The sequence below is a fragment of the Streptomyces sp. NPDC026301 genome (genome assembly GCF_055567935.1).
In genome coordinates this window covers 215,152-231,842 of sequence record NZ_JBVHPN010000012.1, presented here as the reverse complement: position 1 = coordinate 231,842, position 16,691 = coordinate 215,152, and the positions used below count along the sequence as shown (strand labels likewise).

The window sequence follows — 16,691 nt, the reverse complement described above, 5'->3', positions numbered from 1 at the left end:
CGCGTCAGCGGCCCCTCCATGGACGGGCGTCAGCCATCCGGTCGACCAGCCACGCGGTCGCCGGAATCACCGCCAGCGCGGTGCACCAGCCGCCGAGGGCGTCGGTCGGGTAGTGCGCGCCCAGGGCGGCCTGGGCCCATCCCATCGCGGCGCCGGCAACCAGCGCCGTGGCGAGTACGAGTGACGTACCGGCCGTCCTGCCAAGGCCGAGTCGGCCGGTCGCGAGCAGCGCCACGATGAGGGCGAGCGCGGTGAGGAAGGCGGTGTGCCCGCTCGGGTAGGACAGATTGTCGCCGTGGATGGTGCGTCCCACCAGGGGCTTGAGCAACGTGGTCGCTCCCACGGTCATGCCGACCCCGGCAACGACGAACACCGCCGCCCGAGGACGCCGAAACAGCAGGCAGCCCGTCACGGCGGCCAGGACCAGCGCCACCGCTCCGGCGGGCTCCCCCAGGAAGTCCGTGGCCAGAGCGACGTACCGCCACGGCGGCGGCACACTGTCCGCCGTCGGCCGGATGATCCACCTGTCCACCCTGCCGGGCTCGCTGTGGCCGGCGTACAGGACCCCGAGCACGACGACCACCAGCACGGCGAGGCCCGCGATCGGCCCGAGCCACGCGCGCAGCGACGAAGGCAGCACCGCCAGGCGATCCAACGCGAGCCCCCTGTTCCGTAGCGTCCCCGAAGCCAGACTACGAGGCGGGGTCTGCGGTGCTGCACGCGGTGCCCGCTCAGCGCCGGGCACGCTGCCTGCTCAGTGGGCGAAGCCCCAGTCGAGCATCTTGATGGCGTCGTCGAAGCGGCCCTGGTCCGTGTCGTCCTTGAGAATCGCGCCGACCAGGGTGCGGTTGTTCCGCTCGGCGGCGAAGACGAGACAGTAGCCGTCCTCCGGACCACTGCCGGTCTTGATGCCAAGGGCACCGTCGTAGCTGCTCAGCAGCTCGTTGCTGTTGGTCCAGGTGTAGTACCGGGTATGGCCGTTGGCTGCCGGGGCCTCGGTCTTGAACTGCTTGTTCTTCACGACGTCGGCGAACAGCGGCTGCAGCATCGCGCGCTGGCCGAGCTTGGCCAGGTCGCGGGCGGTGCTGTGGTTGTTGCCGTGCGAGATGCCGTCGAACGTGTCGAAGTGTGTGCCGGTCAGGCCGAGTTGCTGCGCCTCGGCGTTCATCTGGTGCACGAAGTCGGCGATCCGCGCGTCCATGGTGTCCCCGGAGCCGTAGTTGTCGGCCAGGGCCATCGCAGCGTCGCCGCCGGAGGGGAGCAGCATGGCGTACAGCATCTGCTTGACGGTCAGCTTGTCGCCGGTCTGGAGGTCGGCGGTGCTGCTGCCGTTGTTCTGGACGTAGTCGCGGTACTCCTGCTTCACCGTGATCTGCCGGTTCATCCACTCCGGGTGCTTCAGTACCACCAAGGCGGTCATGATCTTGGTGGTACTGGCCATCGGCACGCTCTCGTCCGCCTTGGCCCCGGCCCACAGCTCCCGTTCCTGGCTGCCGTCGCGGGCGTCCAGCAGGAAGGCGTGGTCGGTGTGGATTTTTGGGGCGGTCTGGTCCTTCGCGTCCTGGTTCTGGTCGGCGGAAGTGGTGGCCGCAACGCTCTGCCGGCCGTTCTCGTCGGCGGAATGCGTGGCGCCGGGGGTGGCCGCCTCGGCGAGGCCGCCGGCGGTGAGCGGCAGGGCGGCTCCGAAAAGCGCCACCGTCGCGATTCTGACGCCGGTCCGGTGTATTCGGTTGGGGCGGGCGTGGGAACCCATGGGCGTCCCTTCTCCCGGCGTAGGGACGCCGGTTTTCAGTGAAGTCGTTTCGTACTGAACCTACTTGCGCAATGGCAGCAACTGTCAAGATCGCCATGTCATGGTCAGGTAACGGAGCGCCTCACCGTGGAGATGTTGTGCAGGCGACTGGTGGGGCCTGTGGAGGGCCTCGCGTACAGTGCTCGGCCGGCCCCCCGACGACACCGGATGACCGCTCGCCGTTCCGTGCGCGGTGCGACCGTGACGCCGTCCGGCAGACCCCCTCGGGCGGCGACGCCCCGCCCGCCGCCGGTCATCAGCACGAGCGGCCCCATGCGCGGCGTACGCCACGTCGGGTGCGCCGCGTAGGGCTAAAGTGACGCTGACTCAGTAGTCATACGGATATCGAGGAGCGACCACCCATGGCGGTCTCGGCCGGATTACATGTCAGCCCGGAATTTCCCGCGATGCTCGAGCGAATCGAGGCACTCGGCGGAGCGCTGGAGGCGAACGCGGACGAGGCCGAAAAGCTCGGCAGACTTACCGAGGACACCGCGCGGGCGCTGCTGGACGCCGGGGTGGTCCGGGCCGAACTGCCGCAGAACCTCGGCGGTTACGAGTTCTCGCCGCGCCAACTGATCGAGACGGTCGAGCGGATCAGCTACCACGATGCCGCGGCCGGTTGGACGATGCTGGCGCTGCAATTGATGACCGGCACCACTGCGGCCTATCTCGATGCCGTTGCGGCGGCCGACTTGTTCCCGGACGTCGCGGGCGGGGATCACGCGCTATTGGCCGGTCATGGCACCCGGCCCGGCCGGGCCGTCCCCGTGGAGGGTGGCTACCTGGTGAGTGGCCGTTGGCAGTTCGCCTCCGGTATGGCGCACGCCACCCACATCCACAGTGCGATCCAGGTCGAGGGCACCGGGGAGCTGCGGGTGCTGGCGATGCCGAAGTCGCAGGTGGAGCTCGTCGACAACTGGGATGTGCTCGGGCTGCGCGCGACGCACAGCATTGACTACCACTGCGCCGATGCGTATGTCCCGAAGACGCACACTTATCTCGCTACAACGACGACCCCGGCCAACGGTGGCGCGATCTACCGCCTCGGCCTGGTCAACATGTCCGCGATCGGGCACACCGGCTGGGCGTTCGGCGTCGGGCGCCGCCTGCTCGATGAGCTGAAGTGGGTCGCCGCGGCAAAGTCCGGCACGCGTAACGCCGCCGTCGACACCGCGCAGTTCCACGCGGAGTACGCCACCGCCGAAGCCAAGCTCCGTTCGGCGCGGGCGTGGGCGATGGAGGTATGGCAGGGCATCGAAGCCACCCTGGACGCGGGCGAGTTGCTGAGTACCGAGCAGGACACGCTGCTCAGGCTGGCGCTCAACCACGCGACGTGGACCGTGCAGGACGTGGGTCATACGGTGCACCGATGGGCGGGGACGGCGGCGATCCGGCGCGGGCCGATCGACCGGTTCCTGCGTGATCTCAGCACAGGTACCCAGCACATCACCTCAAGCCCGATGGTCCTGCAGAACTGCGGGAAATGGCTCAGCGGCGCCCAACCTCAAGCACACTGGGAATTCCTCGGCTTGACGCCGTGAACAACAGGTCGGCGTCGGCCCTCCGGCCGGGCGGAATCTCAGCTCGGGAGGCTCGGGTTATCGAGGCGCCTCTGCCTCGCTGGTCTTCTTGCTCGGTTCGGCGAGCGGTGTGGGGGCGTTTCGTCGGCCGCTGAGGATGGTGGCGACCGGCAGGACCGCTACCAGCCCGCTGAGCAGGATCCCGGCGAGTGCGCCCAGGATGGCGGGTTGGTTGTTGAAGGCGATGCCGATTGCGGCGAGGGCGGGGCCGGCGTTGCGGACGGAGGCGACGCCTCCCATGGTGGTTCGGCGTTCCGCCGGTCCCGTCGCCAGCAGCGTTCCGATGGCGAAGGCGGCAGCCGCGAGAAGGAATCCCGCGAGGAGAGTGAGTGAGCCGAGGAGGGCCACCACGTCCTTCCAGTTACCCAACAGCATGCCTGCGAGGACTACCAGGAATGTGATGTTGGAGACCTTGGTCGCGGTGGGGTGCCATGCCCGGGCGGTGTCCGTGGCGTAGCGGCGCAGGAGCAGTCCGATGGCGAAGGGCACCAGCTGGAGAAGGGCGACGGTGCGGATCAGTGCCCCTACGTCGAGAGAGACGTTGGTGCCGACATCGGCGGCGGTGAGCAGGGCGTTGACGGTCGGCGCGAAGGTGATGCTGCCGACCGCGGCGAGCAGGACCTGCATCGCCGCGCCTCCGACCACATCGCCCTTCTGCACCATGGCCAGTTTTGCCCCGAAGGGGCCGCCCGGCGAGGACGCGACCAGGATCAGTGCGACGAACGCGGCCGATGGGAGGCTGAGCAGCGCGCCCAGGCCCCAGCCGAGCAACGGAAGGATCACCATGTTGGCGAGCAATGCCAGTATCAGCAGTGGCGCGTTGGTGAAGACGCCGCGCAAACCGGTGAGGGTGGCTCCCAGGCCGGCGGCGAACATTGTGGCAGCGATGAAGATAACGGTGACGGCGTTGAGTACCAGATGCAGGGTGTCCATTGAACGTCCCCTCGGGCTCCGGAGCGTCTTCGGTCGGCGGCGCGGCGATCCGTTGCGGCCTGTCAGTCGCGAAGGTCGCCGAGCCAGCGCAGGGCGCTCAGACTCGGCAGGAAGCAGTACTCCCCGCCGCGGGTGACGACGAACTGGGGCAGGGCGGCCAGGCGGCGTCGCACCGGCCGTCGGGGGATGGTGTAACCGGTGGTGCCGTCCGCGGATCCGACGACCGGGTCCTTGGCGTCGTTTCCTCCGAAGAAGACGCCGTCGTTGATCCACTGCGACTGCACGAACTCGAACTGGCGCCCCAGGTGTGCGCCGATGAAGGCGAACATCAGGCCGCGGTCTGCTCCGTCGTCCTCCAGGACTCCTTCAGGCAGCGGCGGTCCGTAGACGGCACCGCGCCGGATCATTCGGTGCAGCCGTACCTCTCCGGCCACCGAGGCGTCCCGCGGGTTGGCCCGTCGGATATGGCAGCCGCGGGGCGTGTCGAAGCCCGTCGGATCGTCGCGCTCGTACAGGAAGGTGTTACGGCGGTGCGGGTCGGCGCCGAGTTCTGGGTCATCACGCTGCGGCGCGAGTGCCAAGGGGGCTCCGCTGCGCCAGCGGCCCATGACCTTGGCAGCGATCAGTTCCTCGTCGGCGGGTCCTGTGGAGTTGTCCTTCAGGTAGCGCCGGAAGCCGGCGACCTGCTGATGCAGCTTGCGAAAGACCGCGTAGCTGCCGTTACGGCCCAGAACGTCCGGCTGAGGGGTCTGGATGCCGCCGAGTTCGTCCCGGTAGCCCAGGATGAACTCCCCTGCTTTGAGGGGAACTTCCAGAGCGTTCGACCCGGGGATGCCGCTTGCCTCGATGGCCGGGTGGCTGACGCCGTCCCGGTAGCCGAAGTGCTCGGTCTCGGTGGGCAGGGCGTAGCAGTCCTGCCGCCAGACGGCCGTCACCCCAGGGAGGCGGTCATAGGCCGGGCGGGCCCGGTCGAGGGCCGCTGCCAGGAGCAGCGGGTCGGGCGCGACCGCTGTGAGCGCCACGTGGACGTCCGAGCTGCCCAGCGGTGCCTCCCAGTTCTCCGGGCTGCTTGCGCCGACGTCGCCGAGCGCCTTGGCGCGGGCCGCCATGCCTTGCCGGAACTCCCAGGCGAAAGTGTCCAGCGACGAGCGCGGCACACCGAGGGCCGACAGGCCGGCACAGGTGACGGCCACACTGACCCATGTCGGGCCGAGCGGGCTGACGGAGTCGGCGGCAGAGGTCACCGCTGTGCTCACCCTGCGCATCAGTTCCCGTCCGTGGACGCGGTCGTCGATACGGAAGAGGAGATACGTCGCGGCGTAGGGGGTCGGCCGGGGGCTGAGGGCCCCACGCTGAATGTCATCCAGTTCCAGTTCCAGTTCCGGTTCGGCTTCCCTTGGCCTGCTCACAGTGCGCCTCCCTGCGGTCCTACTTCGAAACGAGGTTGCGCCAGAAACTGCGCAGGCTGTCATCACCACCGAACAGGGAACTGAAAATCGTTGAGTCCGCCAGCAGCACGTCGCCGGCCCGGTCACCGCGTGGGGGCATCCACAGGAACATGTTGAACTCGGTGTTGCCGGCCTCGGTGAACGGATGCGGCCTGGACATATCGATCGGCTGCCTGGCCAGGACGCGGAGGGAGTCCGAGCCGTCGGTCAGCACCTCGTAGTGCGGCAGATGCATGTGAAAGTTGAAATTCCGCACCCCGTCCAGCCAGCCCTTGGTGTCCAGGTCCGCAACGGTGGACAGGGGAGCGATCCGGTTGCCCTCCTCAGTGGCGGGGCGCAGGCCGTAACGATTCACGGCCGGTATGCCCAGGCCCTTCATCAGGTCCCTGGCGTAGGTGGCGAAGCGCTGCTGGCGGGGCACCAGTGGATCGCGGTGGTGGCGGTATTCCATCTCCCGTTCCGACGGGTCGTCCGAGGCTCCGACGTCGTGGTGGGGGCCGAGCACCAGGCGGGCGTCCTCGCGGGCCAGGAAGTGCCGCAGAGCCTCGATCTCCCCGGGCTGCGCCTCCTGCTCGGTGATCATGTGGTCCAGTCCGAACACGAACAAGACGTCCGTGTCCGCCAGTACGCGCTCGTCCAGGGGCGTTGGGAAACCGGCCTGGTCGATGCGCTGGTACACCGGCACGGGATGTCCCGTGACGTCCTCGACGAAATCCTGGAACGGCACCCAGGCCCGGAAGAACAGTTCCAACGACCCGGCGATGCCTTGCTGGAACCGATAGGGGTCGGACCACTGGGGGTCCTCGTAAGCCGGCCACGCTGCTCGCCTGACCTCGGTCATCGTTGAGAAGCGGTTGTCCAGCTCCACCGCATACCGGCCGGCCTCGGCCGGATAGCTCCACGAAACGTAGATGCTCACCCGCCGTCCGCCCGGGGTGTACGCCCGTGGGCGGTGCCGCTGGTTGTAGACGCGCGCTGTCCTGGCCTTGCTCATGTCGATCGTCTCCGATCGCGGCGGTGCTTCGGTGCGGCGGCCCGCTCACACCGCAGTGCCGGGTCCCGGCCTCACTGCAACTGGTCGAGCATCTCGGACAGGGCGCTCTTGACGTGCAGAGCCTTCTTGATCTCGTCCGCCGTCACGTAGGGATACTCGCCATACTCGATGAAGCTCGGACAGTGATGCTCCCGCACGAACCTGACGAAGGCATCGGGGTTGGTCTGCCAATCCTCGGGAAACCCCTCCAGGTTCTCGAAGACCGTGTTCACGCCGGACTTCGAGAAGAGCGCGATCGCGTCCTCGGTGTACTTGTCGAAGTCGGTGTCGAAGATCCCCTGGTACATGAAACGCGTGTCGTCGTCGAAAAGCACCCATCGCAGATAGTGCAGCTTCAACGGTGCGAGGAGAGAGGGGTCTTGTTCCAGTGCTTTGGCCAGCGAGTGGCCGTATTCCCGCACGACGTCGGCGCGACCCGGTTTGACCCTCGCTACGATAGTGAATCCGTAGCAGGCGGGAGTCTTGGGGAAAACGGGCCCGTACTTACCCTGTTCGAGGTGGCCGGTGTCCTTGGGAATGACAGCTGCCTGCGGCTTGATCTCCATGTCCGCTCCCTCCCCAGCCGATGGACGGGGGACCGCAGTCTAGCGCTCCACCCGGTCACTTGGTGTGGTGCGCCTGCTGAGCAGAAACGGTCGATACACCGGGCTCCTGCTCACCCGAGACGATGGGTGCTTCGCGATGGACCAGGGAAGTCCGACCTGTTGGGACGCTCGTCGAGGTGCCGTGCCGCAAGACCGGAGGGAGGCTGAGGGGTGGCGCGATGTCCGCCCGAGCGACGACCTGCGGGCGGTGCCGGTCACCGCTGTCACGCCCGCATTCAACGCATCAGCGAAGGGACGTAGGTCGTACCTCGTCCGGCTCACACTACGTGATCGGTTTCCGGGGTACCTCACCCGCTGCGGAGGACGCGGCCTGGCGGTTCCGGCTGCTGAATGGGACCAGCTCCAGCCCAGCCTCATCGAGGAGTGATCGTGTGGTGGCACCGGCGCGGCAGGCCGGCCGGAATGCTCTCGCGTGTCCTGCCCTTCGCCCACCGTCTCGCGCAGCAACTCAGGCGCGTCGGCGTCCTGGACAACGCGACCCGCCTGGCCGCGCAGGCGTTCCTGACCGCACTGCCCATGCTGTTCGCGATCGCCACCTATTTCCCGGGGACCATACGCGCCGAGCTGCTCGCTTCGCTGCGCTCCGTCTTCGGTGCGCCGGCTGCTGTCGTCCGCCAGGTGGACGGGGTGTACCGAGGGGGCCCGGGGGCGCGGGAAACCTGGGGAGCCGTCGGCGTACTGGTCACACTCGTGTCCGCCACCGGCCTCGTCCGGGCCCTGCAACGGCTGTGTGAGCGGTCCTGGCAGCTGCCGCGTTCGGGAGTACGCGTCGCGGTCTGGCGCTGGTTCACATGGCTCGTCGTGTGGACGACGGCGCTGGTGTGCCAGGGAATGCTGCGCTCGGGCTTCGGCGTGGGGCCCGTACTGGGTGTCCCGCTCCAGCTGCTGGTGACGGTCCTGCTGTGGTGGTGGACCCAGCACCTGCTGCTGGCCGGCCGGATCGGCTGGCGTCCGCTCTTCCCCGGGGCCCTGGTGACCGGCGGTGCTGTGGTGGCATTCACCGGCGCGTCCGGGCTCTGGCTGCCGCACTCGCTCGAGCTGAGCGTGCAGCGCTACGGACCGCTCGGCTCCGTCTTCACGATGCTGTCCTGGCTCATCCTGTTTTTCGCCGCGGTCGTCCTGAGCATTGCCACGGGGTACGTACTCGCACAGGAGCGGCCCTTCGCGGTCGGCCAGGGGCCGGAGACAGGAGGCGGGGGGCCGGGGCCCAACGTCCCCGCAAGCCGACCGGATCGACCCTGAGAGCCGACACAACCCACCAACCGGGTTTCCGGTGTCACCCGGCCCGGGTGAGGCAGCGGCCGTGCCGCAGGCGGACCCTTGACGCGGACAGGTCGCTGAGCGTGCCTGCCTGTGCTGCCGCAGCGGCCGGGTCCTGCTCGTGATCGCGGCGCTGGTGATCCCCGGCGGCAAACTCACCGACCGCTACGGCCGCAAACGTTGCTTCCTGACCGGCCTCGTCGTCTACGGGATCGGCGCCCTGCTCAGTGCGGCCGCCCCGGAAGGTGATCGGCGTGTTTCGACCGTGAAGACGTGGGTGCGCCAGGCGGCCAGGTCGACGTAGAAGGCGGGGCCGGTCAGTTCGCTGCCGGGGCGCTCGTAGCGGGTGCCGTCCAGCAGGTCCGCCAGCCGGCAGGTGGCGGTGCCGAGGTCGGGCCACGGCAGGCGGATCCTGGCCTGGGAACCGTGCGCGGAGAGGTTGACGATGGTCAGGAACGTGCCCGCGGTGCCCCGCCAGCCCCAGGCGAGCAGGTCGTGATGGGTCGGGTTGTCGGCCCAGCCTTCGCAGTGCAGCGGTTCCCAGTGTCCCGTGCGCATGCCGCTGCGGTGCACGGCGGCCAGGAGCTGCTCGTGGAATGCCTGCAGATCGGCGTCGGACGGTTCGTCGGGGCGCCGGGTGAGGAACACGGGCAGGCGCGTCCGGCGCCCGGTGAACTGGCCTTCGTGCCACAGCGTCGCGCCGGGCAGCGTAGCGACGGCAACGGCTGCCGCACGCTCCTCGGAAGCGCCCATGACCGACGCGGCCCGGGGTTCGTCATGGTTCTCCAGGAACCGTACGAGACGCCGCTGGTAGCTCACGTCCGCCTGCAGGTGCTGGAACACCGAAACCGCCCGCTCGTGCAGCAGCCGGTCGTACAGGCGCTTGTCGTAGCAGTAGTCGAAGCCCTGTTGCTGCAGGGCCCATTCGAGGTCCCAGTACGCCTCGGCGATGAATGTCATGCCGGGCCGGCGCTGCCGGACGGCGGCCAGGACGGCGGGCCAGAACTCGGAGTCCGGTGGGGGACCGGCAAGGTGCCCCCAGGTCCGTGCGAAGACGTCGTTCATCAGCAGCATCGCCATGTCACAGCGCACCCCGTCGCACATCCCTCCGATGCGCGTCAGCACGTCGGCCGTGGCCTCCCGCATGCCGGGCCGAAAGGCATTGAGCTGCACCACGTCCGGCCAGGGCGGGAAGAAGGGGTCCCGGCCACGGGCGAAGACCTGTCCGCCTGCTTCGAGGTAGGCGGCCGGGTCGCGGCCCAGGTCGTCGACGGTTCCGCGCACGAAGTACTCGGGGTGCTCGGTCAGCCACGGGCTGTCCGGCGCGACGTGGTTGGGTACGTAGTCGAGCAGCAGGCCGATGCCGCGCCCGGCCAGCTCGGTACGCGCGGCGGCCAGTCCCGCCGCTCCGCCGAGCGCCTCGTCGACGGTGTAGGAGCGTACGCAGTACGGGGAACCGGCGATGTCGTCGTCCCGGACGTCCGGCAGCGCCTCGGTGAACGAGCGGCGCAGCTCGGGGTCCCGCAGCGCGATGTCGCGGCCTACGCCGCTGCGTTCCCATACCCCCATGAGCCAGACGGCGTCGATGCCGTGCGGGGCGATCCGGTCCCAGGCGTCCTTCGGGACGCCGTCGAGGCCGACCGGGCGTCCGATGCTCCGCTGCACCTCGCGCAGCCACACGCGAGTGTTGACCTCGTGGATGATGGGCTGTTCCGGGAGTGGGCTCATCACGTCTCCTTGCTGCCGGAGCCGGACGTCTCCTCGGCTCCGGGTGCCGGTGTTCCCTTCCCGCCCGGACCGGTGCGGAAGTGCTCGGGCGCGAGGGTGCCGAAGAGCGTCATCAACGTGGCGACCAGGCCGGTCCAGCCGGTCTGATGTGCGGCGCCGATGCCCGCGCCATTGTCGCCGTGGAAGTACTCGTGGAAGGAGAGCAGGTCGCGCCAGTGCGGGTCGTCCTGGAACTTCCGCTGGCCGCCGTACATGGGCCGGTGCCCCTCCGCATCACGCAGGAAGAGGCGGGTGAGACGGGTGGAGATCTCGCTCGCGACCTCGAAGAGGTTCATCCGGACGCCGGAGCCGGTCGGGCACTCCACGGTGAGATCGTCACCGTGGAACGCGTAGAGGTTGAGCAGCCCGCGGATGATGAGGGCGTTGGTGGGGAACCACACGGGCCCACGCCAGTTGGAGTTGCCGCCGAACATCCCGGAGTCGGACTCGGCAGGCAGGTAACCGACACGGTGCTCCGTGCCGTCGACGCGGAAGGTGTAGGGGTGGTCCGCGTGGTACCGCGAGAGCGCCCTGATGCCGTACGGACTGAGGAACTCGTCCTCGGACAGCAGCCGTGCCAGGACGCGGACCAGCCTCTTCTCGTCGACGACGGACAGCAGCCGTGGTCCGCCCTCGGCCCCCGCCATCGCCTCCGCGAGGCCGGGCGCCAGGGAGGGGTGGCGGTCGACGAAGCGGCGCAGCCGGTCGCCCAGGCCGTACACGCCGGCCAGCTGCCCGGGCTGCAGTACGGTCGCCGCGCAGAGCGGCAGCAGTCCCACCATGGAGCGGACCTTCAGACGCGTCGCCTGCCCGTCCGGCAGCCGGAGCACGTCGTAGAAGAACCCGTCCTCCTCGTCCCACAGGCCGTCCCCGCCGGTGCGTTCCATGGCAGCCGAGATCCACAGGAAGTGCTCGGCGAACTTGAGCACGTGGTCCTCGTAGCCGGTGGGGTCGTGCTGGACGAGCTCCAGCGCGATCTGGAGCATGGTCTGGCAGTACAGGGCCATCCACGCGGTCCCGTCGGCCTGTTCCAGGTACCCGCCGGTGGGCAGCTGGGCGCTGCGGTCGAACACACCGATGTTGTCGAGGCCCAGGAAGCCGCCCTGGAAGAGGTTGCGGCCGCTGGGGTCCTTGCGGTTGACCCACCAGGTGAAGTTGGTCAGCAGTTTCTGGAAGACGCGGTCCAGGAAAGCCCGGTCGGCATTGCCCGTGCGCAGTTCTTCCAGCGTGTAGATGAAGTACGCCGCCCAGGCGTGGACGGGCGGGTTGACGTCGCCGAAGTTCCATTCGTACGCGGGGACTTGGCCGTTGGGGTGCAGGTAGGTGTCCCGCAACAGCAGTTCCAGCTGCTCCTTGGCGAAGGGCAGGTCGACCACGGAGAGCGCCACGGTGTGGAAGGCCAGGTCCCACGCGGCGAACCAGGGGTACTCCCACTTGTCCGGCATGGAGACGATGTCGTCGCACGCCATGTGGAACCACCCGCCGTTGCGTACGGCGCGGCCCGGCGCGGTCCAGGGATCGAGGCCGTGCTCGGCCAGCCAGGTCTCCAGGTCGAAGGAGTAGTACTGCTTCGACCACAGCAGCCCGGCCAGTGCCTGGCGCAGCACCCGCGCCTCGTCCTCGCCCGCGCCGTCCGGGGTCAGCTCGCGGAAGAAGGCGTCGGCCTCGGCCTGCCGGTCGCGGAACACCGTGTCGAAGTCCTCTGACAGTGGCATCGAGGAGCCTGCGGGGGAGAGGCGGAGGCGAATGGTCTCGGCACCGCCGGCCGGGACCGAGAGTACGTAGTGCGCGGCGGCCTTGGTTCCCTGCTGCCCGGGGTCGACCGCCGTCTCCTCGCCGTTGACCACACAGCGGCCGATGCCGTCCTTCACGTACGGCGACGCGTTGGGCGTGCCGGACAGCCGCTCGGTGTTGGTGTCGTTCCCGGTGAACAGCAGTGGTACCTGCCCGCCGCACCGCAGCTCGTAACTGCCCAGCGCAGGATGGTCGGCCCGGACAGCGGTGGTACCCACCGGGCCGCGGGACGCGGACAGCCGCGGTTTCGTGGCGTCGTGGCCGTGGCTGCCGCCGTGGCCGTGGCTGTCCTCCCAGGACCAGGTGTTGCGGAACCAGAGGGTCGGCAGGAGGTGCAGGGTGGCTTCGTCGGGCCCGCGGTTCTCGGCAGTGATCCGGATCAGTATGTCCTCGGGCGATGCCTTGGCGTACTCGACGGTGACGTCGAAGTAACGGTCGTCGTCAAAGACTCCGGTGTCCAGCAACTCGTACTCGAACTCGTGGCGGCCGCGTGCCCGATTGGTCGCCACCAGGTCGTTGTACGGGAACTCGTCCTGCGGGTACTTGTACAGGTACTTCAGGTACGAATGGCTGGGCGTGCTGTCGAGGTAGAAGTAGTACTCCTTGACGTCCTCGCCGTGGTTGCCCTCGCCGTTCGTCAGCCCGAAGGCACGCTCCTTCAGGATCGGATCACGTCCGTTCCACAACGCGAGCGCGAAGCACAGCCGCTGCTTCTCGTCGCAGATGCCACCGAGTCCGTCCTCGCCCCATCGGTAGGCGCGGGAACGCGCGTGGTCGTGCGGGAAGGCGGACCAGGCGTCGCCCCCGGCGCTGTAGTCCTCGCGAACGGTTCCCCACTGCCGTTCGCTGAGATAGGGGCCCCACAGTTTCTCCCGGCCGCGGGTGTCGTCGGGCGGGTCGCTACGGCCGGTCTTCGTCGAAGTGGTCATCAGTACGCTCCCTGTCGACGGCGGCCCCGCCCCGGGCAGGACCGCGGCCCCCGCTGATGCTCTATTCCGCAGCCGATCCCGCCGAGCCGCATCACCCGGAGTGGGTGACCGGGAGCAGACCAGTTGGGTCACAGGCAACTTTGCGATCATGGCGGGGAGCCCCTGCATGGCTCCCCCCGACCCGTTGAGGAGCGGTATGGACATTGGCGTTTTCATTCCGATCGGTAACAACGGCTGGCTCATATCGAAGAGTTCGCCGCAGTACATGCCGACCTTCGAGCTGAACAAGGCCGTCGTGCAGAAGGCCGAGGAGCACGGACTCGACTTCGCCCTGTCGATGATCAAGTTCAAGGGCTTCGGCGGCGAGACGGAGTTCTGGGACCACTGTCTCGAATCGTTCACACTGATGGCCGGCCTGGCCGCCGTGACCGAGCGCATCAAGCTGTACGCCTCCACGCCGATCCTCGCCCTGCCGCCCGCGATCGTCGCGCGCATGGCGGCCACGGTCGACTCCATCGCTCCCGGGCGGTTCGGGGTCAACATCGTCACCGGCTGGGCGCCCGGTGAGTACACCCAGATGGGCCTGTGGCCCGGGGACGAGCATTTCGAGAACCGCTACGCCCGGGCCGTCGAGTACGTCACCGTGATGAAGGAGCTGTGGAGCGAGGGCGTCAGCGACTTCAAGGGGGAGTTCTACGAGATGGACGGCTGCGTGCTGTCCCCGCGTCCGGCGGACGGCCACATCGATGTCGTTGCCGCCGGTCAGAGCGGCACGGGAATGCGGTTTGCCGCCGAGCACGCGGACTACAACTTCGTCCTGGGCCGCGGTGTCAACACCCCGCTCGCGGTCTCGGACACCACTGCCGCGCTCGTGGACGCGGCGCGGACGACCGGCCGCGATGTCGGGGCGATGTCACTGTTCATGGTCATCGCGGACGAGACCGACGAGGCCGCCCGTGCGAAGTGGCTGGACTATCACGACAACGCCGACCACGCGGCGCTGGCGTACATGGCGGGGGAGACGGCCGCGGACGCGACGGACGACGCCTCTGCCACCGCCCGGACCATCGCCTTGCCCGAGGGCGCGGTGAACTTCAACATGGGGACGCTCGTCGGCTCGTACGAGAGTGTCGCGAAGATGCTGGACGAGATCGCCGGGGTCCCCGGCACCAAGGGAATCATGCTGGTCTTCGACGACTTCCTCGAAGGAGTCGAGAACTTCGGCACGCGCATCCAGCCGTTGATGAAGTCACGGTCGGGGCGGTCGGCACAGACGCCGTGACCGTCGGCGCTCCGCTCACTCGGGTGCGGCCGGTCGACCGGCCGCGCCCCAGTGCGGTGTCAGGTCAGGAACGTGTCCGGATCGGCGCTCACCGAGCACGTTGGGGCTCTGAACAATGGGACTTCCCTATGGGCCAGGTGCCACCGCCGACTCCGCGCCGCACTGCAGGAGGAGACCCGCTATGCCCGAAACAGGGGAGCACCCGCGCTCGGAGGCGTGGAAGACCGCGCTCACCGTGCTGCAGGAGGCCACTCCGCCCGCCATCCCGGAGGGCGCGCACGTGATGACCGTACAGATCGAATACCCGCCCGGTGACCCGGGCACCCCGCCGCACCGGCACCCCGGACCGGCCTTCGGCTACGTGCTGGAGGGCGAGATGCGCTTCGAGCTGGAAGGCGAGCCGGAGCGGATCGTCCGCGCCGGGGAGACGTTCTGGGAGCCGGGCGGGGACGTCATCCACTACCAGGACGGCAGCAACAGCACCGACACACGCCTGCGCTTCCTCGTCACCATGCTCTGCGTGCCGGGACAGCCCATGCTCGTCCTGGTCGACGACGAGGAACTGAAGCGGCGCGCACACCTGCGCGCCCCCCGGCCGTAAGAGCAGGCCAGAGCAGGTCAGAGCGAGTCAACGCGAGGAGTGCGCGGCGTGAAGATCGTGGTCATCGGAGGTACCGGCCTCATCGGCAGCAAGGTGGTCGGCAAGCTCAACGACCGTGGGCACGAGGCGGTGCCCGCCGCGCCCGGCACGGGCGTCAACACCCTCACCGGCGAGGGCCTCGCCGCCGCGCTGGCCGGCGCCCAAGTGGTCGTGGACGTGACCAACTCACCCTCCTTCGAGGCGTCGGCCGTGCTGGACTTCTTCACCACCTCCACCCGCAACCTGCTGGCTGCCGAGCAGACGGCGGGCGTGGCGCACCACGTGGCGCTGTCGATCGTCGGCATCGACGACCTGCCCGACAACGGCTACTTCCGGGCGAAGGTGGCCCAGGAGCAGCTGATCAAACAGGGGCCGGTCCCTTACTCGATCGTCCGGGCGACGCAGTTCTTCGAGTTCGTCAAGGGCATCGCCGACACCGCCACCGACGGCGACACCGTGCGCGTGCCGCCCGTGCTCTTCCAGCCCATCGCGGCCGTCGACGTCGCCGAAGCGGTTGCCAGGGCCGCCGTGGAGACCCCACTGAAGGGGACCATCGAGGTGGCCGGGCCCCAGGTGTTCCGCTTCGACGAGTGCGTCGCCGAAGCGCTGCGCGCGGGGAACGACCCGCGTACGGTCGTCGCCGACCCGCACGCCCACTACTTCGGTTCCGACCTGGCAGAACGCAGCCTCGTCCCCGACGACGGACGCGCCCGCCTGGCCCGCACCCGCTTCGACGACTGGCTGCGCCGCTCCTCCTGAGCGCGGCAACTCCTCCTGAGCACCGCAGCTCCTCCTGAGTACGGCCGCGGGCACGGCCCGGCCCAGCCCCCAGCCCGACCCGGAGTCCGCGAGGGTCCCCGGTCAGCGCAGTGTCCTGGGGCGAAGGCGGTCTGAGGCCGGACGGGTCGGGCGGGCCGGGCGAGTGGTGCTCAGGACCGCCCCGGTGCGCCGGCGCGGAGGCCCGCCATGACGAGGTCCAGGAGGCGGGTGGCGCGGGACTGCCAGTCGCCGTGGGCGCCGATCTGCCAGAGGCCGGCGATGGCGAGCAGGAAGTCGTCGGGGGTCACCCCCGGGCGGATGGTGCCGGCCTCCTCGTTCGCCGTCAGCAGGAGCGTGACGGCCGCGGTCAGCGGGGCGTGGCCCAGGCCGGCCAGGCTGCCCTGGGAGCAGGTGGCCCTGCGCATCGCGTCGGCCAGGCCGGCCTTGGCCATGGCGTACTGGGCGAGGCGGTCCATCCACTCCCGCAGCGCCTGGTCCGGCGGGCGGGTTTCGAGCAGCTGGGCCGCGGCGTCGGCGACCTGCTGCATCTCGTAGCGGTAGACCTCCAGGACGAGCGCCTCGCGGTTGGGGAAGTTGCGGTAGAAGGTCCCCTGACCGACGCCGGCCTTCTTCGCGATCGCGCTCAGCGGGGCGTCCGCCGAGCGCGTCAGTTCGGTCAGTGCCACTTCCAGGATGCGCTCGCGATTCCGTTGCGCGTCCGAGCGCAGTGGTGGGTCGTTCCGCTGCTGCACTCGTCCTCCTTCCGAGAACCGCGGACGGGAACCACCGCCGGGCGGGCCTTGCTAAGCGGACAGCTGTCCGATAGGTTCCATGGTTACGGACAG

Annotated in this window: 14 protein-coding genes and 1 pseudogene; 6 read left to right on the top strand and 9 right to left on the bottom strand. The window is 69.0% G+C overall.

Annotated elements, in window-relative coordinates:
• Window positions 1-4 precede the first annotated feature (4 nt).
• The gene (locus ACZ4MH_RS22615; RefSeq protein ID WP_351592983.1) at window positions 5-655 is read right to left on the bottom strand and encodes a phosphatase PAP2 family protein; all 651 of its coding nucleotides are present in this window, start codon (window positions 653-655) and stop codon (window positions 5-7) included.
• Window positions 656-754: 99 nt separating this feature from the next.
• On the bottom strand, window positions 755-1,753 hold the full coding sequence (locus ACZ4MH_RS22610; RefSeq protein ID WP_351592980.1) for a D-alanyl-D-alanine carboxypeptidase family protein: 999 nt from the start codon (window positions 1,751-1,753) through the stop codon (window positions 755-757).
• 401 nt (window positions 1,754-2,154) lie between these two features.
• Here ACZ4MH_RS22610 and ACZ4MH_RS22605 point away from each other — a divergent pair, with 401 nt between their 5' ends.
• Window positions 2,155-3,336, top strand: coding sequence for an acyl-CoA dehydrogenase family protein (locus ACZ4MH_RS22605; protein WP_351592977.1), 1,182 nt, complete (start codon window positions 2,155-2,157; stop codon window positions 3,334-3,336).
• A gap of 57 nt (window positions 3,337-3,393) precedes the next feature.
• On the opposite strand, the gene ACZ4MH_RS22600 is transcribed toward ACZ4MH_RS22605, so the two are convergent.
• The 4 genes from ACZ4MH_RS22600 to ACZ4MH_RS22585 all read right to left on the bottom strand — a co-directional run bounded on the left by ACZ4MH_RS22600 (window position 3,394) and on the right by ACZ4MH_RS22585 (window position 7,355).
• On the bottom strand, window positions 3,394-4,308 hold the full coding sequence (locus ACZ4MH_RS22600) for a hypothetical protein (RefSeq protein ID WP_351592974.1): 915 nt from the start codon (window positions 4,306-4,308) through the stop codon (window positions 3,394-3,396).
• Window positions 4,309-4,370: 62 nt separating this feature from the next.
• On the bottom strand, window positions 4,371-5,717 hold the full coding sequence (locus tag ACZ4MH_RS22595; protein ID WP_351592971.1) for a Dyp-type peroxidase: 1,347 nt from the start codon (window positions 5,715-5,717) through the stop codon (window positions 4,371-4,373).
• Window positions 5,718-5,736: 19 nt separating this feature from the next.
• Entirely contained in the window at window positions 5,737-6,750 is a 1,014-nt protein-coding gene (locus tag ACZ4MH_RS22590; protein WP_467754653.1) for a hypothetical protein, read from the bottom strand.
• Window positions 6,751-6,821: 71 nt separating this feature from the next.
• A complete protein-coding gene (locus ACZ4MH_RS22585; protein WP_351592966.1) occupies window positions 6,822-7,355 on the bottom strand; it encodes a hypothetical protein in 534 nt (177 codons plus the stop codon).
• 462 nt (window positions 7,356-7,817) lie between these two features.
• On the opposite strand from ACZ4MH_RS22585, the gene ACZ4MH_RS22580 reads away from it, so the two are divergent.
• A complete protein-coding gene (locus ACZ4MH_RS22580) occupies window positions 7,818-8,657 on the top strand; it encodes a YhjD/YihY/BrkB family envelope integrity protein (RefSeq protein ID WP_351592964.1) in 840 nt (279 codons plus the stop codon).
• Window positions 8,658-8,790: 133 nt separating this feature from the next.
• A pseudogene (locus ACZ4MH_RS22575) lies at window positions 8,791-8,916 on the top strand (MFS transporter); the annotation flags it as partial.
• On the opposite strand, the gene ACZ4MH_RS22570 reads toward ACZ4MH_RS22575, so the two are convergent.
• Both ACZ4MH_RS22570 and ACZ4MH_RS22565 read right to left on the bottom strand, forming a co-directional pair.
• Window positions 8,880-10,403 carry an alpha-amylase family protein gene (locus ACZ4MH_RS22570; protein ID WP_351592961.1) on the bottom strand — a complete coding sequence of 508 codons (1,524 nt, stop codon included), beginning with the start codon at window positions 10,401-10,403 and terminating at the stop codon, window positions 8,880-8,882. The pseudogene ACZ4MH_RS22575 and the gene ACZ4MH_RS22570 overlap by 37 nt on opposite strands.
• Complete coding sequence (locus ACZ4MH_RS22565; protein ID WP_351592959.1) at window positions 10,403-13,165, bottom strand: MGH1-like glycoside hydrolase domain-containing protein; 2,763 nt, start codon at window positions 13,163-13,165, stop codon at window positions 10,403-10,405. Before ACZ4MH_RS22565 ends, ACZ4MH_RS22570 begins: the two co-directional genes overlap by 1 nt.
• A gap of 196 nt (window positions 13,166-13,361) precedes the next feature.
• On the opposite strand from ACZ4MH_RS22565, the gene rutA reads away from it, so the two are divergent.
• The 3 genes from rutA to ACZ4MH_RS22550 all read left to right on the top strand — a co-directional run bounded on the left by rutA (window position 13,362) and on the right by ACZ4MH_RS22550 (window position 15,846).
• Window positions 13,362-14,447 carry a pyrimidine utilization protein A gene (gene rutA / locus ACZ4MH_RS22560; RefSeq protein WP_351592956.1) on the top strand — a complete coding sequence of 362 codons (1,086 nt, stop codon included), beginning with the start codon at window positions 13,362-13,364 and terminating at the stop codon, window positions 14,445-14,447.
• A gap of 181 nt (window positions 14,448-14,628) precedes the next feature.
• Entirely contained in the window at window positions 14,629-15,048 is a 420-nt protein-coding gene (locus ACZ4MH_RS22555) for a cupin domain-containing protein (RefSeq protein ID WP_351592954.1), read from the top strand.
• A gap of 48 nt (window positions 15,049-15,096) precedes the next feature.
• Window positions 15,097-15,846, top strand: a complete 750-nt coding sequence (locus ACZ4MH_RS22550) for an SDR family oxidoreductase (RefSeq protein ID WP_351592951.1) — start codon at window positions 15,097-15,099, stop codon at window positions 15,844-15,846.
• A gap of 170 nt (window positions 15,847-16,016) precedes the next feature.
• Here ACZ4MH_RS22550 and ACZ4MH_RS22545 read toward each other — a convergent pair whose 3' ends face one another.
• Complete coding sequence (locus ACZ4MH_RS22545; RefSeq protein WP_351592948.1) at window positions 16,017-16,598, bottom strand: TetR/AcrR family transcriptional regulator; 582 nt, start codon at window positions 16,596-16,598, stop codon at window positions 16,017-16,019.
• Window positions 16,599-16,691: the final 93 nt, after the last annotated feature.